This is a genomic window from Nostoc sp. (genome assembly GCF_036919555.1).
Classification (GTDB): Bacteria; Cyanobacteriota; Cyanobacteriia; order Cyanobacteriales; family Nostocaceae; genus Nostoc.
This window is the reverse complement of sequence record NZ_JBALCS010000112.1, coordinates 18,449-36,213: the sequence shown is the minus strand read 5'-3', so window position 1 is coordinate 36,213 and position 17,765 is coordinate 18,449. Positions and strand designations below refer to the sequence as shown.

The following is a 17,765-nucleotide window of genomic DNA, read 5'->3' as shown; positions in this document are numbered from 1 at the left end:
ACAAATTGAAGGTAAAGCTAAACAGAAAGCAGAAAGGCAATTGGTAACTGCTAGAAAAAGAATGCGTTTTGGACTAGTGGTTTTATTTATTACTTTAGTGATTACAGCTTTGTTAGGAATAGCTGCATTTATAGGGTTTGAAACCGCTAACAGAAAAACAAATGAACTCAATCAATCAATTGCTAAAATTAGAGAATTATCAGCAGTAGCTTCTCAACTTCAACAAAAAGGGCAAACAAATGAAGCGAATCAGTTTTTGAATATTGCAGGTTTGGTTTTGCAGGATAAAATTAATAATCCCAAGCTAAAAGAGGCTTTATTAGATAGTTCTCTGGTTTTAGGGTATCAATATCTAGTCGCTCAAAAAAATGAGGGAAATAAAACAAATGATTTAAAAAATGCTGAAATAGATTTTAAGAAAATCCTGCCAGAATTATCAGAAATAGAAAACAAAATTGAGAATAATCCAAACAATTTAGCTACTTTAGTTTATATTAACTATGTTAAAGGTAAATTAGAAGAAGATTCAAATAATGCTAATGCTTTAGCAGATTACAAGAAAGCATTTAAATATATCAGTAGTCTAGAATCTCCTAAGTTAAAGTCAAATCTTGATTTATTTACTTTAGACCTAAATATTCTCTACAATGGCAATGCTGATATTGTGGCTTTGCTTTATCGTCAACTTAAAAGATTAGACGGCTCAAATCCAGTTTATGATCAATCTTTAAAGAAACATTTCTTGAATGAATTAGATTATTTGATGCAGCAGCAAAGATGGAGGCAAGCAGATTTCAAAACTTGGCAGTTTCTTCTCTATTCAGCAGGAAGAATACACAGTTATTTAGATTTAACTGATATCAGAAACTTTAAGTGTGATAATTTGAAAAAACTAGATGTACTTTGGGTAAATAACTCCAATGGGCATTTTGGCTACAGTGTCCAGAAAAAAATATATTTGGCTAGTGGCAATTCTCTCGATTTTGATTGGGAGAAGGGAATGTTTAAAAATTGGAACGAGGAAAAGTATAATGATTTTACGAAAAGAGTGGGATGGAAAGGAGAGGATGGGGAGTGGACAAGATTTGAGGAATTACCCATGAACCTGGTGAAAGGAAAGGATGGGGAGTGGACAAGATATAAGGAATTACCCATGAACCTGGGGGAGGATGGATATAGAACATCTAGAAGGAGGGAGAAGATATCTAGAATATCTAGAAAGGGAGAACTCCCAGAAGGAGTGTTGATGGGGGCTGTTAAGGCTATTGAATATATTTCTCTCTTGCAGAGACTTGTGAATTGTAACAGATAAGGCTTTCAAAGAATTGTAAAGATTTATTATTAGGAAATTTCACACACAATAATAAGGCTTTCGGAGATTCGATACCTGGCACCTGGCAAAGAAAAAAACAAATAACACAAAGGAACTTGAAAAGAGCTAGTTTTAGTATCGTTAAAATTCCCAAAAGTTCCCAAAAATTCCCAAAAAAAGACATTTTTATCGATAAATAGAGACACTACTCCTATCTTCATCTCAAATCATTGACTGTGATCTCGAAAAATCATCCCTGCAACTTGCGAATTGTAACAATTAGCAAAAATAAATTTCTCAGCCACATCAACAATTTCTAGATTATTTGCATCCCAAGTATCCCAAGGTAATCGCATCTGTCCAGGTGATGCTTTTTTATCTTTGCCCTTAATTACTTTCGGTAAAAATTGATTACCCCAAGAATAGTGTTTTTCTGTTTTCGCTTTTGGTTTGTACTTTTTACAAAAACCACGATATTTAGCAGCACATTCATTCAAAGTTTTACCCAGTGCTAAAAAAGCGGGATGCCAAGTTGTTAAACCATCATCCCCCAGTCGGTCATAGACTCCATAATTACTAAAATCATAGAAAAAGCCTTCTTGCATTCCTGCTGCTTTCGGATTCGCGTGAATATACCGCAGCGTATTCAATGCCCGTTGATGGTCACTTTTATGACTTACGCACTCACATCGACCAATCCCCTTAAAAAGGGGGCTTTAGAAGTTTCCCCCTTTTTAAGCTACGGTGTACACATAAGTCTGAAAATAGCTGAATAAGACAGGTTTTACCCCACCCTAACCCTCCCCTTGTGAAGGGGAGGGAACCGGAAATCTCATTTCCCCCCTTTATAAGGGGGGATTAAGGGGGGTGATACGACTTGTGTGTACACCGTAGTCCGAGTAGTGACGTGATAGCTGTATCCTAGTTTTAAGTCGCGCTGTGGCCGTGGCATAAGAAGAATTTGTCATCCTCTAATTCTCCCCATAATATCTATGCTCTTTAAAAATTTTTTTAACATTTTTTTTCGTAAAACCCCAAAACCTCAACCCGCAGAGATGACTGGTTTAATCAAAATATCGGGATGTGACAACCCTAAGCGGTGCGGGGATGTGATTTTTGTTCACGGCTTAGGTGGTCACGCACGCGGAACTTGGCATCCGCAAGAACTACGCGACGACGATAATTTCTGGTTAACGTGGCTGGGACAAGAAAGACCAGATTTAGGTATTTGGTCTTTTGGCTACAAGGCTGAACCCTTTGAATGGAGAGGTTCAACAATGCCACTTTTTGACCGTGCTAGTAATTTGCTGGAATATTTACAAGTTAATGATATTGGCAAATACCCAATAATTTTTATCACTCATAGCATGGGTGGATTATTAATCAAAGATATGCTGCGTAATGCTCAGACATTTAAAAAAACAGCAGTTATTGAACAGACAAAAGGTATTGTATTTCTCTCCACTCCTCACACTGGTTCTCATCTCGCTAACTTAGTCGATAAAATAGGCATTTTGGCACGAACTTCTGTCAGTGTTGATGAACTGAAATCACATATTCCACAACTGCGTCAACTGAATGAGTGGTATCGGCAAAATGTTGATTCTTTGCAAATTGCTACAAAAGTTTATTTTGAAACAAGACCCACTAAAGGCTTTTTAGTTGTAGACCCAGATAGTTCTAACCCAGCCATCAAAGATGTCCAACCTACAGCTACAGATGATGACCATCTTTCTATAACCAAGCCAACATCAATAAATAATTTAGTCTACAAGGGAGTTAGTCAGTTTATTAAGCAACAATTACCAATTAATCTAGGCAATGTTGAACAATCAACACCAAAAGCAAAAGAAAATAACTCCTCAGTGATTTTTGAAAATCCTGATGGTCAAGTTCCTTTTAACTCCCCCTTTTATATCGAGCGTCCAGAGGTGAAAATTAAATGTTATGAATTCATCCTCCAACCAGGAGCGTTAATCCGCATCAAAGCCCCGCAAAAGATGGGCAAAACTTCCTTAATGAGTCGGATTCTTGACCATAGTAAACAAAAAGGGTATCGCACAGTTTCTCTGAATTTATGGAGTCAAGAAAGTCTTACCGACCTCAGTAGTTTTTTACAGGGATTTTGTGCAATTCTGAGTGAAGAATTAGGGTTAGAAGAACAAATAGATAAATATTGGAAAAAGCGATTAAGCAATCAAGTAAACTGCACTAATTATTTAAAAGAATACTTATTAAAAAATATTGATGCTCCTCTAGTATTAGGCTTAGATGATATTGATAAAATTTTTTCTTATCCCGAAATTGCTCAAGAATTTTTTGCTCTACTCCGAGCTTGGCATGAAAACGGTAAAAACGAAGTAATTTGGCAGAAATTGCGTTTAGTAATTGCTCATTCTCAAGAAGTATATGTTTCCCTAAATGTCAATCAATCTCCCTTTAATGTAGGTTTATCTGTGGAAATAGGAGAATTCAACGCCACACAGATAAAAGAATTAGTCCAACGACATAAATTAAATTGGTCAGATACACAAATCGGACAATTAACGGGAATGATTGATGGTCATCCTTATTTATTAAGGACTGCCCTTTATCAAATTGCCACAGGTAATTTAACTTTAGAAGGATTCCTGAAAGTTGCTCCCACTGACGAGGGATTATTTAGAGGCTTTTTACATCCTTATCTTTCACTGTTGGAAGAAGATAAATTGTTAAAAGCAGCGTTCCAAAAAGTTATCACCAGTCAGATTCCTGTTAAGTTAGACTCTGTACAAACTTTTAAATTACGCAGTCTAGGCTTAATTGAATTTAAAGGAAGTGAAGTTCAATGCCTTTGTAATTTATATCGCTTTTATTTCCGAGAACGTCTATCCGAATAATTACACCCAGCTTGAGAGGATCAACGCATCAATAATTAGCGGGAAAATGATTAGCGATGGCTGCGCCAACGCCAAAGGCGATCGCACCCCATTACACCCCATCATAAGTGCGATCGCACTCTGATATTTTACTCAAAAATTAATCAAATAAATTTAACAAAGCTTTCGCCGGCCTTTGTTGCAAGCATTACAGGCGGAAGTTTTAGGCTCAAAATCAATACAAGCGATCGCTTCCTCAGAACAAGCTTTTTTTGGGTGTACAGTACATTTTAGGCGGTAGTCGTTGGTGAAATATTCGCAACCAGAGCAGGGAATTTGATGCAGCGTTTTTAAATGAATTATCCCTTTTCTCAAGGTTAGCCACACACTACCAATAAATAGAATCATTATTGTCCAAGTGCAAAAGGCGCACAAAATCATAGTTAACATTAGCTATCCTCATAAAAATTCCAAAAAAATGCCCGCAGTCCACTGCTGTTAACCGCAGGCATAGGACTTTATTTAGCTAGGTTGAGCGAAACTTAATTAATTATTAGCTTGACGCGATGATCGCCAATAGTGCCAAACATAACCTAAGAAGGCCACTACACCAAGGAAGAACTGAATATCTGCCAATCCCAGACGTTCATAACCGTAAAACTCTATTGGAAAAACTGTTGTGTTATATCCTACGAACACAGCAGAAATCCAAGCCATCAAAGCTAAACCCAGCAAGCTGTAAGAAAGAATCTCTTCACCATTTTCGATTGGAAAAATTCGTCTTACCCAACTAAAAGGCTGCACAAGAATATGCCATGCGCCACCAGCAATTAAAATGAAGCCAATCCAAATATGTCCGCCAATGACATCTTCTAAGTTATCAACACTTGCCATCCCTAAAGGATTCCAGATACCATCTTTCAGACCAACTAAATAGCCAAAAATTGTCACTGGGTTTAAATTAGGATTGCTAATTAGTCGGACATTTCCCACATTAGTATCATAAATTCCGCCAAAAATCATTGCCTTTAGCACTAACAAAAAGGCTCCCAAACCTAGAATAATTAGGTGATGACCTAAAATCAAACCTAATTGCTTGGGGTCATTCCATTCATAGTGAAATTTTGCCGCTTGTCCACCGGCATTATATAAAATTGCCGGACCACGAAAAACATGAAAAAGTCCACCTGCACCCAACACAGCAGATGCAACTAAATGCAAAATGCCAATTACAAAATAGGGATAGGTATCTACTACTTCACCTCCAGCACCTACACCCCAGCCCAAAGTTGCTAAGTGTGGTAACAAAGTCAATCCCTGTTCATACATTGGTACGCTAGGAACAAAGCGTGTCACTTCAGATATTGTTATTGCTCCTACCCAAAACATAATTAAGCCTGCATGAGCAATGTGAGCGCCTAATAATTGACCAGATAAATCAATTAAACGGGCATTACCCACTAACCACGATAAATTTGTGTCTGCTGCTAAGGTTCTATCAGTTGAGATTGTCATAGTTAAATACCTTTATGAGCATTTTGAATTTTGAATTTTGGATTTTAGATTAGACAATCTAAAATCCAAAATCTAAAATTGTTTTACGATTCGCTACCTATGGCATTTATTGCCCTTTCAATTTGTCTAAAGTCAACGCCAATTGCTCGTAGGGCGTGCCACAGATGACCTTGCAAGAAGAAGAAAGCTAAGAAGAAATGGGCATTTGCTAACCATGCTCTGGAAGTGTAACCACCATTAGCTAACTTAATGCTGTCGGCAAAATAAGGGCTAACTCCGAGTTTTACTTCCAAGATAGGGCCATAAAATTCCACGGGATAAGCTAAAGTATTTACCGCACAAAAGTAAGCTGCAACAAATCCAGCTAAGGCAATACCGCCTAAAGAGTAGGAAAGGATGGCTTCACCAGAGAAGATTAAAAGCTTTTTCGCCCAAGGTAAAGGCTCTATGAGGATGTGCCAAATACCGCCGCCAATGAGTAACAAGCCTACATAGATATGACCACCGACTAAATCTTCTAAGTTGTTAACACTGGCAAAGTGAGTTTGATAGCCATAAATGACCAAGGGGTTGAGGGTGGGGTCGGTGATAACTCGAACATCTTGAATTGTCGAGTCGTACAGTCCTCCCCAGAACATGGCTCTTCCTACCAGGAGTAAAGCACCTAATCCCAAGAAAATCAGGTGATGTCCTAAGATAAACCCAAGTTTTTTCGGGTCGTCCCATGTAAAGTGAAATTTCCGAGCGCGACCAGTGGCGTCTTTTAAGTTTTTTGGACCTTTGAAGGTGTGGAAAAGTGCCCCTGCACCAAGCACAGCAGAAGAAATTAAGTGTAAAGCGCCGATAACGAAATAAGGGTAAGTATCGACTACCTGACCACCTGCGCCCACACCAAAACCCAAGGTGGCTAAGTGGGGAAGCAAAATCAGCCCCTGTTCGCCCATAGGCACTTGGGGATTGAAGCGAGAGATTTCAAACCATGTAAACGCCCCAGCCCAGAGCGTCGTCAGCGCTGCTTGTGCCACATGAGCGCCGATAAATAAGCCAGAGAGATTGGCGAAGCGGGCGTTACCATTCCACCAATCAAATTTGACGTTGGGATTGCCGTATGTCTGCATTGTTAAGCAAATTAGTAGTTGTTGATAATAATACTTAATTGAATTGGTTCTGATTTCAGCAGTGAAATGTCGGGTGAGTGCTACTACAGTAGACGCGAAGCTTTTACCTGAGAGAGGAAAGATTCTTCCAATTCACCGTAGACATCACCGATCGTCGTCAGATATGACTTCTTGCCACATCCTCTGCTTATTGATAGCTAATTAGCAATTATTGAGATTACAAATTTAGTCTATTGAAAGTAATTCTTATTTAGGCTGTCTCTTTACAAAATGTAATTATCAAAACTGGAAGAAAAATAGGCAACGCAAGCGGAGCGATAATAGTAACTATCACCGCTCAAACTACTCTTGGCTGCAAGCAAATATTAGTTTTTAAGCGTGGGTTATTCTGCGTTATCCCTTTATGAATATTATTTGGAAGTGCTAAAAGATAGTGCAGATGCTTCCAGTAAATGCGGATGATGGTGTTGCCAAAAACTCAAAATCTGTTCGCCAACCTGTTGAGGATAGAAGTAGTGAAAAAAATGATACCCTTGTGGGCATTCCCAGAGTTTATCTTCTGGCTTAAACCAATTCAACCAGTCATGCAATGCAGGTGGGCTGACTACCGGATCACTCTTGCTACCACATACCATCATTGGCATAGAAACTCCACCCTTGGGTAAATAAACCAACTTAAATAAAGAGTGTTGCGAAGGAGATTGTTCTAAATCTTTATCTAAGGCAGCTACTAACTTCTTAGTGATATGAGGTGGTTGATTTCCAAATAGACTGCGAACGTTGCTTGCCAAAACTAGTTCACGGCTGATGCTAAAAAGCTGTCGTTGAAAGTAATAGTGAGCGTGCCAATTGTTTGCAGGTTGAGCTGCTACAGCCAGGAGGGTGAGCGATCGCACTTTTTCGGGAAATCGACGAGCAAAGGTTAAGGCGATCGCACCACCCATACCATGTCCCGCTAGATGCACGGGGCGATCGCGCCATTCTAAAAACTCATGCAGCAACTCCACAGCTTGATCTATCGAACTAGCTTCATCTTTGGTTTGCTGGTATTCCCACTGGGCGACGTTTATATACCCAGATAAGTAATCAAGTAATGGTTTATCAAAACGCTGCAAAACAGGACTGGCACTTAACCACAAAACATCAAATGAATCAGACATAAATACCCATAACTTCTAAATTATCAATTTCAGTCAACTTAACGTTAAAAGGGCGAATTCTATGATGCTGTTGGCGAATTAATAGGGGGTCTAACCCATCAGCCCTAATTCATCTGAAATTTCTTTAATTTCAGTGCGTTTCAACGCACTTTAGCTATTAGCCCGCAATTTATTGCAGGGCGGGAAAGCAACACAAAAATGAGGTTTTAGGGATGGGGGGGTTTAACAAGAGAGTGAATTGACCAACAGTATCATTCTATTCGCAACTAAACGAGGCTTTACCCACCTCCGTGGGTTTGCTCAATTTTTCCTTAGTCCGCGGAGGCGGACGAGAGTTTGTGTAGAGGCGAATTCCATGAGACTGTTGGCGAATTGATCGGGGGTCTAACCCATCAGCCCAAATCAATCTTAATTTCAGTGCGTTAAAACGCACTTTAGCTATTAGCCCGCAATTTATTGCAGGGCGGGAAAGCAACGCTCTCAGCGAGGTTTTAGGGATGAGGGGTTTAACAAGAGAGTGAATTGACCAACAGTCTCATGACCTTCGCCAAGACTTTCTACAAACCAAATTCTGTCTTCAACTGAGTAACCCAAGTTTTAATTCGCTCGTCTGTTAACTCAGATTGACTACCTTCATCAAGTGCCAATCCGACAAACTTGCCATTTCTCAAAGCTCTAGAATTCTCAAAGTCATACCCTTCAGTTGGCCAGTAACCAACAGTTTTACCGCCCCGCTGGGAAATTTTTTCTTCGATAATTCCAATTGCATCCTGGAAATTATCAGCATAGCCATATTGGTCTCCATCACCAAAATAGGCAACCAGCTTACCTTTAAAATCTATTTCACTGAGATCAGGGAAAAAACTTTCCCAATCGCTCTGAAGTTGACCAATATCCCAAGTGGGAGAGCCAATAATCAGCAATTCATACTCATCAAAAGTGCTAGTATCCGCTTCGTAAATGGGATGTAATGTTACAACATCACCACCAAACTCATCCCGAATTTTTTCAGCATCAGATTCAGTGTTACCGGTTTGAGTACCGTAGAACAGACCAATTTTTTTCGACATATTGTCACCTGATAAGTAGATGGTTGTGTGTTCAAAAGGACTTATGCAACAATAGCCATTCGTCCTGTACGTAAACCTCAAACAAGTTGATGCAACTTAGAAAAACAAACTGCTATTGGTTAACAGCAGGAAGGCAAACAAAGCTCCTCCGCAGCTACCCACTGTCCAGCCAGCATTAAACTCGCTCCAAGACTTAGCCGTTTTCATGTTTTCTGGTAGTTCCCCTTGAGCAGGTTTGCGTTTTTGAAATGACACACTACCATACAACCACAAGCAAATAGACAAAATCAATAGCAGACCAATTGTCGCAAGTACCCCTGCTTGATTCGCCAACTCTGTATCCCGCAGTGGGCCTAGTTTTACGAACGGGCCAATCAAGAAATAGCCGTGCGCCATGCCAATTTCCAGCCCCCGTGAAAAGGGAGACAATCCTTGACGGTAAATAGGAAGATTTGCCAATAACTTTAGGGTAATATCAGAAGAATTCACCGGGGTGTCGAAATTCCCGATTTCAGGACTCCCCGCAGGATTGATAACTCCCTGCTCAAAATCAAGTCCAGCCGCTATGACACGCACCCTCAAGGCGTGCCAGATATGACCAGCTAAAAATACAACTGCCAAAGCAAAGTGACTGGTTGCTAGCCAAGTACGAACCGTAATCACTCCCGATGCAGTAGTACTCAGTCCTAACGGGCCATAGAAAGCTGTGGGATAAACGGTATCATTTACCGTGACAAAATATGCTGCCAACAAACCCATGTAAGCCAGAGCGCCCAGGCTATAGGATAGGTAAGCCTCACCAGACCAAAATAGTACCTTTTTCGCCCAAGCAAAAGGCTTGGTGAGAATGTGCCAAAATCCTCCTACAATGCAGAGTATTCCTACCCAGATATGTCCACCGATGACATCTTCTAGGTTATTAACTGCTGCCATTCCCTGTTTGCCAAAAGCACCGAAGAGATAGCCAAAGATGCGACCAGGGTTAATAGTCGGTTCAGTAATCACTCGTACAGATGCTACTGTCGGATCATAAAGACCACCCCAAAACAGCGCCTTTGCCACCAATAACCACGCCCCGAACCCCAACAACAGCAGATGAATGCCGATGATAGTGGTCATCTTGTCTTCATCTTTCCAGTCGTAGCCAAACAAGCCAGGGAAAGACGGGTTATCATCCAACACTGCTGGGCCTAGAACGGCATGGTAAATGCCACCAGCCCCCAGTACTGCGGAACTAATCAGATGTAAAACACCAATTACAACGTAAGGATAGGTATCAACAATTTGGCCACCATCGCCAACACCAAATCCTAAGGTTGCTAGATGGGGCAGCAAAATTAACCCCTGCTCATATATCGGTCGGGAGAGGTCGTATTTGGTGATTTCAAATAGGGTCATTCCTCCTGCCCAAAGGACAATCAACCCAGCATGGGCAACATGAGCGCCCAAAAGCTTACCTGACAGGTTAATGAACCGGGCATTACCAGCCCACCAACCAGATTCCTGCGTCGTTATCGTTGCAGTTGCCATTGCTTAGATTGCCTCCCCACGAGTTGAACGGATAACTCTCCAAGCGCGAAAGTCAAATCCAGCAGCGCGTAAAGCGTGCCAGAGATGTCCTTGAAGAAAGAAGAAACCTAGCCAGAAATGAGCATTCGCCAGCCAAACGCGAGAGGACAGTAAATCTCCACTTTGGAAGTAGGGAAAACGGTCAAACCCAATACTCAGGGCTGGCCCATAAAATTCCGGTGGGTAAGCTAGTGTGTTGACGGAGACAAAATAGGCAGCAATCAAACCCATTAGAGCTAAAGCACCCAAGCTGTAAGAAAGGTATGCTTCTCCTGACCAGATAAAAAGCTGCTTTGTCCAACCGAAAGGTTGAGTAGTAATGTGCCAGATACCGCCAGCAATACAGAGAATGCTGACCCAAATGTGACCACCAACCAAGTCTTCCAGGTTATTAACTCCAGCAATCCAATGCTTGCCACCACCACCAAATAAGTAGCCAAAAATGACGACGGAGTTCAAAGTAGGGCTAGAAACTACGCGCACCTCACCCACCGTAGAATCGTACAAGCCGCCAAAGAACATGGCTTTGGCAACCAGTAAGCCTGCTCCCAAACCCAGCAATACTAGGTGAATACCCAGAATAGTGGTCATTTTATTAGCATCTTCCCAGCGATAGCCAAAGAAGGAAAATCTCTCTTCTAAGATCGCGGGACCACGTAGGGCATGAAAGATGCCGCCAAGTCCCAGGAAGGCGGAGCTAATTAGCTGCAATACTCCAATGACGAAGTAAGGATAGGTATCTACTATCTGTCCACCACTTCCTACACCCCAGCCGAGGGTTGCTAAATGGGGCAATAAAATCAACCCCTGTTCATACATTGGTTGCGCTGGGTTGAAATGAGCAAGTTCAAAAAGGGTTGTTGCACCAGCCCATAGAACAATTAACCCCGCATGAGCAACATGAGCGCCCAAAAGTCGTCCTGAGAGGTTGGTTAACCGGGCGTTCCCTGCCCACCAGGGAATCGACTCCGGTGTTTGAACAGCCATCCTTGTCATGGCGCTACCTCCTGAGAAAGTTTGAAATAGCTAAAATTGAGCATTGACTTAATGAATATCTATCTCAATAAGCCTGAAGATATCCTATCAGACTTATTGCGAATTTTTATTATTTAATGCGAGTAAAGTTTTATAAAGTAATTCTGCTCCTCATCCAGCAATTATGTTGGTAAGTGCTTATATTGTGGAACGAGGCTTGATTTTAGTTTTAATCAGCTAATTAAGATTAATAAAAATTAGCGATCGCATAGAATTGTGAAACTGTTTGACTGGTCGTCAATACGCTTAGATTGAACGTAGTGAAACCCAACAAAGTCCCGAAAATGTTGGGTTTCGTCCCTCAAGCCAACCGACATTAGTTTTGGTTTTTGGCTTTAACTGAACCATATTGACTTATAGTATTCGACACCTTCTGAGAAAGGAGCCACTGAACTACCGTGAGCGCGGGGATCTTAAACCCTGTGGCAGAGGGCAAAACTATATTTTATTCCTTGTGCCTCCTGCCTTCTGCCTTTCTCCGGTCACTATAAGTAGGTCGGCGTAAATAAATTATCGTTGGGATAAGACAGGGGGCAGGGAGCTCTTAGCTGGGCGAAAAAGGGTTTGAACCTTGTTTACTTTTATTCACACAGTTTGGTTTTATTGTGCCAACTTACTTACAGCAGATAGCCAGACTTAAACTCGACCTCGGAGAAACTGCGCCATTTCGTTAGGAGTTGGTGACATTTCTAAAGCAGTCTCTTCAGTGATGCGACCATCTTGATAGAGATTAAGCAACGACTGATTCATCGTAATCATGCCGTCAAACCCAGCTTGTTTCATCAACTCACCAATTTCATCATACTTACCATCTTTGATCCATTCTTTAATAGCCTCAGTATTGATCAGCACATCATGGAAAGCAGCCCGCTTACCGTCAGTTGTGCGACACAAACCTTGAGCAATTACTGACACTAAAGACTCAGAAATTGCCACCCGCATTGCATCCTGTTCGTCACCAGAGAAGAGATTGAGAATCCGCTCAATTGTTTTGACAGCGCTATTGGTGTGCAGGGTTCCCATAACTAAGTGACCAGTCTGAGCGGCTTTTAGGGCGGTGTTAACTGTTTCCTTATCCCGCATTTCTCCCACTAGAATCAAATCTGGATCTTCCCGCAAAGCTGCTTTCAAAGCGTTGTCAAATTTCCGGGTATGCATTCCCACTTCCCTCTGTTTGACTAAAGACTTGCGGCTTTGATGGACAAATTCTATCGGGTCTTCAATGGTGATGATATGCTTGGCCATCTCTTTATTGATGTAGTCAACCATCGCTGCCATTGTGGTGGACTTACCTGAACCAGTAGGCCCAGTCACCAAAATTAAACCTTTGTGGTAATGACAAATATCCCGAAAAATTGGGGGTAAATTCAACTGTTCCATAGTTAAGATTTTCAGTGGAATCAACCGCAACACCATTGCAGGCCCTTTGAGGGAGCCAAAAACATTAATCCGCACGCGAGCAAAGTCATACTGAGTTGCTCCGTCAAATTCTAAGGTTTCTTCAAAGCGCTGAATTTCTCCTTCACTCATCACCTCCCGCAACCAATTCATAAAAACTTCTTTATCTGTTTCTGGATAATCCGTTGATTGAATTTCTCCTCGGCTGCGGAAGCGGGGTACTTCACCTACACCCAAATGCAAGTCAGAATATCCCTGATCGTAAGCTAGCCTGATTAACTGCGCTAAAGTCAGTTGTGGAATGCTGTTTTGAGGGCGAACTGAACTAGGTATTGGCGGTGGACTAACCGGACGATGACCTGCAACAGGAGCGTTGGCGCTCCTATCCATTGACATATCCAATGTTTGTGTCATCTGTCGCTGCGTACTAGAGGTTGGTGGTGGTGGTGGCGGCATTGGTGGGGGCATTGGTGGCAGGTTGCGTCCGGCAGCAGGGTTAGAATTTAATGGAGATTGTGATTCTGTCATATATCTTAAAATTTGGCAGTTAAAAAGTTGAATTAGCGAGAAGTCAAGTCACTTGCTTCGATGACTTTTGGAAGATGCTTGCGTGCAAGCCCTGGCGGTGATGGGAGGCGATTGAAACTCTAAAACCACGGTCAATCCATTTTATCCACCTTAATTTGTATCTTTTTTTCCCTAAAATTCTACTACTCAGAAAATTTAGAGAAGGTATTTAACCTATATAGCTTGATTTAACACACACAGGGACTCAAAAGGCAGCAGTAAATAAACGTAGATTTTTAGTAATTTATAATGCTTTTACTTAAACATGAATATTCTCAGGACTTAGATGAGAAATTTCTCTCAAGCATGGACATGAATTGCCAGCAATTAACAGCACAAATACTAGCAGATCATTTATTCAGCCCATCTATTAATTATGAGAGTCACTACTAATTTTTATAAGAAATGTTAAGTTGAATAGGAGCAACATCCTGGGGATCAAGCTTAAAAGCTCATACCTTTTAGGTTATATACCTGAAGACGGATGCAGAAAATAAGTTTTTTTAATAGATAGAAACTTGACTTTCAATTCATTTTTACAAAAAATTAACTGTAAACTTTAGTAAACAAATGCTCATTTTCCCGATTATTTTTTATATACTGAATTTCACTGAGAAACGAATTAGTTTACTCGCCAAAAGCGAGAACTGACTGAAATTAAAATTTGTTGTCTATTTATGGGAGGAAAAGTCGTGGTTTCTGCTCAAAGCTCTAATCTAGGAAAGACCTACTCCTTGTTGATGATTAAAAGCTTTTTGATATGGACTTTTACATTGGCAGTATGCTTGTTGGTTGTCGGTTTTCCACTAGTTGTCTTAATGGCGACGGTCGGATGTCTGTTGTCGATTGTCTTGCAATCTGTGATGCCTGTTAGTGCTGTTTTGCTTGTAGCAGGCGCTTTAATCATGTTTAATGTCATCGCCGTTGTATTGGCTGCGGGTGTGCTAACTCTTAAAGGAGTTCATCCTAATCAAATCAAATGGTTAAGCTGGCTGCATGGAGAGGCAGACCAAATGCAGACTACTGTTTACGCTGCTTGCCCTTTAACTTGTGAGATTAAGTAGTCATTACAGGTAAATACGACAAACAGTGCGTCTGCCCGGTTAAGCCGGGTTTTTTCATGCTTTTTGGGATTTGAACTTGTGTGATCAAGATGTAGCCATTAAAGTTGAATTCGAGAAACAGTGCATTTGCCCGGTTAAGCTGGGTTTTTTGGTATTTTGTGTCATTTATAGTTTATGTGATCATTGACCGCCAACTATTGACTATTAACCATAAACCATTGACTATTGGCAAATGACAGATGACAGATGACAAATGACTAATCAAAAATGCGTTTGCATTATCTTGGGTACTCGTCCAGAAGCGATTAAACTAGCCCCAGTGATTCAGGTTTTCCAGAAGTGTTCAGGTTTTGAGTTGCAAGTAATTCTAACTGGGCAGCATCGGGAGATGGTTGAGCAAGTTATGCAGCTGTTCAACATTAAGGCAGATTATAACTTGGAAATCATGCAGGCTCGGCAATCTCTAAATGATATTACCTGCCGCAGTTTACAAGGGTTAGAAGCGTTATTCCAGGAGAAAAAGCCTGATTTAGTGCTGGTGCAGGGAGACACTACCACGGCTTTTGCCGCAGCTTTGGCGGCTTTTTATCAAAGAATCCCTGTCGGTCATGTAGAAGCAGGGTTAAGAACTGATGATATATTCAATCCTTATCCAGAAGAAGCTAATCGGCGATTGATTTCTCAAATTACTCAGTTGCACTTTGCGCCGACTGCTTGGGCTGTGGAAAATTTGCACCGTTCTGGTGTTTTGGGTGAAGTTCACATGACAGGTAACACGGTAATTGATGCGCTGTTGAATGTAGCTGTAACCAAAGCAGTCTGCAATGTGCCAGGGTTAGACTGGGAATCATATCGCGTTTTGTTGGCAACAGTTCATCGCCGGGAGAATTGGGGAGAACCTCTGTTAGCGATCGCTCAGGGCTTTTTACAAATTTTAGACAAGTTTCCTGATACAGCTTTGCTGCTACCATTGCACCGCAATCCGACAGTGCGAGTCCCGTTGCAGGAACTTTTAGGGAATCATCCCCGAATTTTCTTGACAGAACCTCTAGATTATGGCGAATTGGTGGGAGCAATTGGGCGATCGCATCTTTTGCTCACTGACTCTGGTGGGTTGCAGGAAGAAGCCCCCAGTTTAGGAAAACCAGTACTGGTTTTGAGAGACACCACTGAAAGACCAGAGGCTGTTGCAGCTGGTACAGCTAAACTTGTAGGCACTACGAGTCAGAACATTTTTGCAGCTGCTGCGGAGTTACTCAGTGATTCAGATGCTTATGAAGCAATGGCAAATGCCATCAATCCCTTTGGCGATGGTCATGCAGCAGAGCGCATTTTGCAGATTGTACAAAATTACTTAGGTCTTTCATCAGAAACGTGAACCTAAATCCGGGCATTCGCCCAACGCACTACCATCACAAAGGGAAGAGGATTTACAAGGGTTTTGGCGTCAGTCGCGTATATTTTTACGAGATTGAGATGCTCCCAGATTTTCAATGGGTGGCTTCTGGCTAAATACCCAGAGCTGATCGAGTTTCGGGGCCGACAACACCATCTACAAGTAGACCTTTACTTGACTGAAAGCTTCGGACTCGGCTAACAGTTTCTTGACCGTAAATTCCGTCAACTCTAAGATTACCTAAAGCTGTTTGAACGTCTCTCACAAGCAGACCTTTAGAACCAGGGGTAAGAATCACCGAACCGCCAACACCACCGGGTTGAGTCACACGAGGATTGTTAGGTTTATCACCAATCCATCGGGCAAAAATGTATCTACCCGTAGAAAGCCTAGCAAAACCGTTTTCATAGCTTTCAATCGCTGGAAGTGTTGCGCCATTTGGTACACAGTCCACATAAGAGTAGTTGCTGCTTGGTCCTGTACGGATACGTAAACAACTGCCGTTAGTCTTTACGTATGCAGCCGAACTCATTTCAATTTGGGTAACAGCAACAAGTAATACACCAACGCCAGCTAAAGCTAACCAAGCCGAAGATTTAAGCAGTTTTTTCCAATTCCATTCAGATTTGGTGATTCCAGATGCCTCTTGTTGAGCAATAACTATGTCGGAAGATTTAAAAAGTTTTTTCCAATTCCATTGAGATTTGGTGTTTCCAGATGCCTCTTCTTGAGCAATAAACATGTGAGAATAAGCCAGATATTCCATGATCCGCTCCCTTAAATTAAAAAATGAGTACTCCCAGAGAATTACTTGGTTCTTCTCTGTATTTATTTATTATTAGTATATTTTATATCTTTACCTTTTAACAGGTTTTTACTGGTAGCGAAATTAAAAAAAATAAAATTAGTCAAAAGATTCCTGATAAAAAGGAGTCAGAAGACAGTATTTAGAATACCCCAGCAGTTAAGTCAGGGGTAAGAGTCACGGAAAGAATTTTTTCTTCTCCACGATTAAAATCAGGGGTTTTAAACCTCGATTCTCCATCTGCCAGAATCCATTCTAGATTCTGGCAGATGTATTCTGAATTCTTCTTCGATAAAATTTAGTTAAAGTTTTCTTTCTTGCTTACTGGCTTCTGCTTTGTTGCATCCAAATATCTCAAAGGTATGTTCGAGTCCAGCTAAAGTAGCAACCATAGAAGCTAACTCATCTAAGTCAATCGGCTTAGATTGGTATATATCATAACCTACTTCTGATGCACGATTACGATCTTCGTCCAAAGCAGATGCTGTCAGAGCAATAGCTGGAATCTTTCTCCCTCGCTTTGCTTCCAGACTTCTGGCCTTTAATAGCAGTGAGTAGCCGTCTTCATCTGGTAAATAAATGTCACTAATTAGGATATCTGGTTTAAAAAATGACATTATTTCTAGAGCCTCACCTGCTGAAGCGGCTGTAACTATCTCTGCTCCGTCTAATTCAAACAGGAAGGTAAGTAATGTTCTCGTATCAGGGTCGTCATCCACAACGAGCAATCGCAGACCTTTAAAAGATATCGATTGATTTGACATTATTCTCGCTGCCTTGTAACTCAAACACTTGGAGTAGCAATTACATTAAAAGGCACGTATTTGTAAATTCCATTTGATGCATGCTTGACCAAATCTTAAAGCAACTAGCTAGCAAGCGTCTGTCCGGTTTCGGA

At 41.2% G+C, this 17,765-nt stretch carries 15 protein-coding genes; 4 read left to right on the top strand and 11 right to left on the bottom strand.

What is annotated here, in order from left to right:
• Positions 1 to 40 precede the first annotated feature (40 nt).
• Complete coding sequence (locus tag V7K36_RS31010; RefSeq protein ID WP_335121565.1) at positions 41 to 1,312, top strand: GUN4 domain-containing protein; 1,272 nt, start codon at positions 41 to 43, stop codon at positions 1,310 to 1,312.
• Between the two features lie 227 nt (positions 1,313 to 1,539).
• Here the strand turns inward: V7K36_RS31010 and V7K36_RS31005 are convergent, their stop codons facing one another.
• Entirely contained in the window at positions 1,540 to 1,962 is a 423-nt protein-coding gene (locus V7K36_RS31005; protein WP_335121563.1) for a hypothetical protein, read from the bottom strand.
• Between the two features lie 342 nt (positions 1,963 to 2,304).
• Between V7K36_RS31005 and V7K36_RS31000 the strand changes: the two genes are divergently transcribed.
• Positions 2,305 to 4,191 carry an AAA-like domain-containing protein gene (locus V7K36_RS31000; protein ID WP_335121561.1) on the top strand — a complete coding sequence of 629 codons (1,887 nt, stop codon included), beginning with the start codon at positions 2,305 to 2,307 and terminating at the stop codon, positions 4,189 to 4,191.
• Positions 4,192 to 4,344: 153 nt separating this feature from the next.
• On the opposite strand, the gene V7K36_RS30995 is transcribed toward V7K36_RS31000, so the two are convergent.
• The 8 genes from V7K36_RS30995 to V7K36_RS30960 form a co-directional block, all read right to left on the bottom strand.
• Positions 4,345 to 4,620, bottom strand: coding sequence for a hypothetical protein (locus V7K36_RS30995; protein ID WP_334942499.1), 276 nt, complete (start codon positions 4,618 to 4,620; stop codon positions 4,345 to 4,347).
• 96 nt (positions 4,621 to 4,716) lie between these two features.
• Positions 4,717 to 5,685 carry a chlorophyll a/b binding light-harvesting protein gene (locus V7K36_RS30990; RefSeq protein ID WP_335121559.1) on the bottom strand — a complete coding sequence of 323 codons (969 nt, stop codon included), beginning with the start codon at positions 5,683 to 5,685 and terminating at the stop codon, positions 4,717 to 4,719.
• A gap of 83 nt (positions 5,686 to 5,768) precedes the next feature.
• Positions 5,769 to 6,803, bottom strand: coding sequence for a chlorophyll a/b binding light-harvesting protein (locus V7K36_RS30985; protein WP_335121557.1), 1,035 nt, complete (start codon positions 6,801 to 6,803; stop codon positions 5,769 to 5,771).
• Between the two features lie 410 nt (positions 6,804 to 7,213).
• Positions 7,214 to 7,963, bottom strand: a complete 750-nt coding sequence (locus V7K36_RS30980; RefSeq protein ID WP_335121555.1) for an alpha/beta fold hydrolase — start codon at positions 7,961 to 7,963, stop codon at positions 7,214 to 7,216.
• 557 nt (positions 7,964 to 8,520) lie between these two features.
• Positions 8,521 to 9,033 (bottom strand): flavodoxin FldA, encoded by a 513-nt coding sequence (gene fldA / locus V7K36_RS30975; protein ID WP_335121553.1) that lies wholly within the window; start codon positions 9,031 to 9,033, stop codon positions 8,521 to 8,523.
• Between the two features lie 96 nt (positions 9,034 to 9,129).
• Entirely contained in the window at positions 9,130 to 10,563 is a 1,434-nt protein-coding gene (locus V7K36_RS30970) for a chlorophyll a/b binding light-harvesting protein (protein WP_335121551.1), read from the bottom strand.
• Positions 10,564 to 10,566: 3 nt separating this feature from the next.
• Positions 10,567 to 11,589, bottom strand: coding sequence for a chlorophyll a/b binding light-harvesting protein (locus tag V7K36_RS30965; protein ID WP_335121601.1), 1,023 nt, complete (start codon positions 11,587 to 11,589; stop codon positions 10,567 to 10,569).
• Between the two features lie 684 nt (positions 11,590 to 12,273).
• Positions 12,274 to 13,563, bottom strand: coding sequence for a type IV pilus twitching motility protein PilT (locus V7K36_RS30960; RefSeq protein ID WP_335121549.1), 1,290 nt, complete (start codon positions 13,561 to 13,563; stop codon positions 12,274 to 12,276).
• A gap of 731 nt (positions 13,564 to 14,294) precedes the next feature.
• Between V7K36_RS30960 and V7K36_RS30955 the strand changes: the two genes are divergently transcribed.
• Together V7K36_RS30955 and wecB are read left to right on the top strand one after the other, a co-directional pair.
• Positions 14,295 to 14,666 carry a hypothetical protein gene (locus V7K36_RS30955; RefSeq protein ID WP_334831834.1) on the top strand — a complete coding sequence of 124 codons (372 nt, stop codon included), beginning with the start codon at positions 14,295 to 14,297 and terminating at the stop codon, positions 14,664 to 14,666.
• Positions 14,667 to 14,919: 253 nt separating this feature from the next.
• Positions 14,920 to 16,044 (top strand): non-hydrolyzing UDP-N-acetylglucosamine 2-epimerase, encoded by a 1,125-nt coding sequence (gene wecB, locus V7K36_RS30950; protein WP_335121547.1) that lies wholly within the window; start codon positions 14,920 to 14,922, stop codon positions 16,042 to 16,044.
• 130 nt (positions 16,045 to 16,174) lie between these two features.
• Here wecB and V7K36_RS30945 read toward each other — a convergent pair whose 3' ends face one another.
• Positions 16,175 to 16,828 (bottom strand): peptidoglycan-binding domain-containing protein, encoded by a 654-nt coding sequence (locus V7K36_RS30945; RefSeq protein WP_335121545.1) that lies wholly within the window; start codon positions 16,826 to 16,828, stop codon positions 16,175 to 16,177.
• 341 nt (positions 16,829 to 17,169) lie between these two features.
• On the bottom strand, positions 17,170 to 17,631 hold the full coding sequence (locus V7K36_RS30940) for a response regulator (RefSeq protein ID WP_335121543.1): 462 nt from the start codon (positions 17,629 to 17,631) through the stop codon (positions 17,170 to 17,172).
• Positions 17,632 to 17,765 lie beyond the last annotated feature (134 nt).

Bases quoted from the DNA above. Each gene is read 5' to 3' on its own strand.
- V7K36_RS31000 (WP_335121561.1), top strand. From the start codon at position 2,305: ATGCTCTTTAAAAATTTTTTTAACATTTTTTTTCGTAAAACCCCAAAA.
- V7K36_RS30985 (WP_335121557.1), bottom strand. From the start codon at position 6,803: ATGCAGACATACGGCAATCCCAACGTCAAATTTGATTGGTGGAATGGT.
- V7K36_RS30945 (WP_335121545.1), bottom strand. From the start codon at position 16,828: ATGGAATATCTGGCTTATTCTCACATGTTTATTGCTCAAGAAGAGGCA.
- V7K36_RS30940 (WP_335121543.1), bottom strand. From the start codon at position 17,631: ATGTCAAATCAATCGATATCTTTTAAAGGTCTGCGATTGCTCGTTGTG.
- V7K36_RS30960 (WP_335121549.1), bottom strand. From the start codon at position 13,563: ATGACAGAATCACAATCTCCATTAAATTCTAACCCTGCTGCCGGACGC.
- V7K36_RS30965 (WP_335121601.1), bottom strand. From the start codon at position 11,589: ATGGCTGTTCAAACACCGGAGTCGATTCCCTGGTGGGCAGGGAACGCC.
- fldA (WP_335121553.1), bottom strand. From the start codon at position 9,033: ATGTCGAAAAAAATTGGTCTGTTCTACGGTACTCAAACCGGTAACACT.
- V7K36_RS30970 (WP_335121551.1), bottom strand. From the start codon at position 10,563: ATGGCAACTGCAACGATAACGACGCAGGAATCTGGTTGGTGGGCTGGT.
- V7K36_RS30995 (WP_334942499.1), bottom strand. From the start codon at position 4,620: ATGTTAACTATGATTTTGTGCGCCTTTTGCACTTGGACAATAATGATT.
- V7K36_RS30990 (WP_335121559.1), bottom strand. From the start codon at position 5,685: ATGACAATCTCAACTGATAGAACCTTAGCAGCAGACACAAATTTATCG.
- V7K36_RS30980 (WP_335121555.1), bottom strand. From the start codon at position 7,963: ATGTCTGATTCATTTGATGTTTTGTGGTTAAGTGCCAGTCCTGTTTTG.
- wecB (WP_335121547.1), top strand. From the start codon at position 14,920: ATGACTAATCAAAAATGCGTTTGCATTATCTTGGGTACTCGTCCAGAA.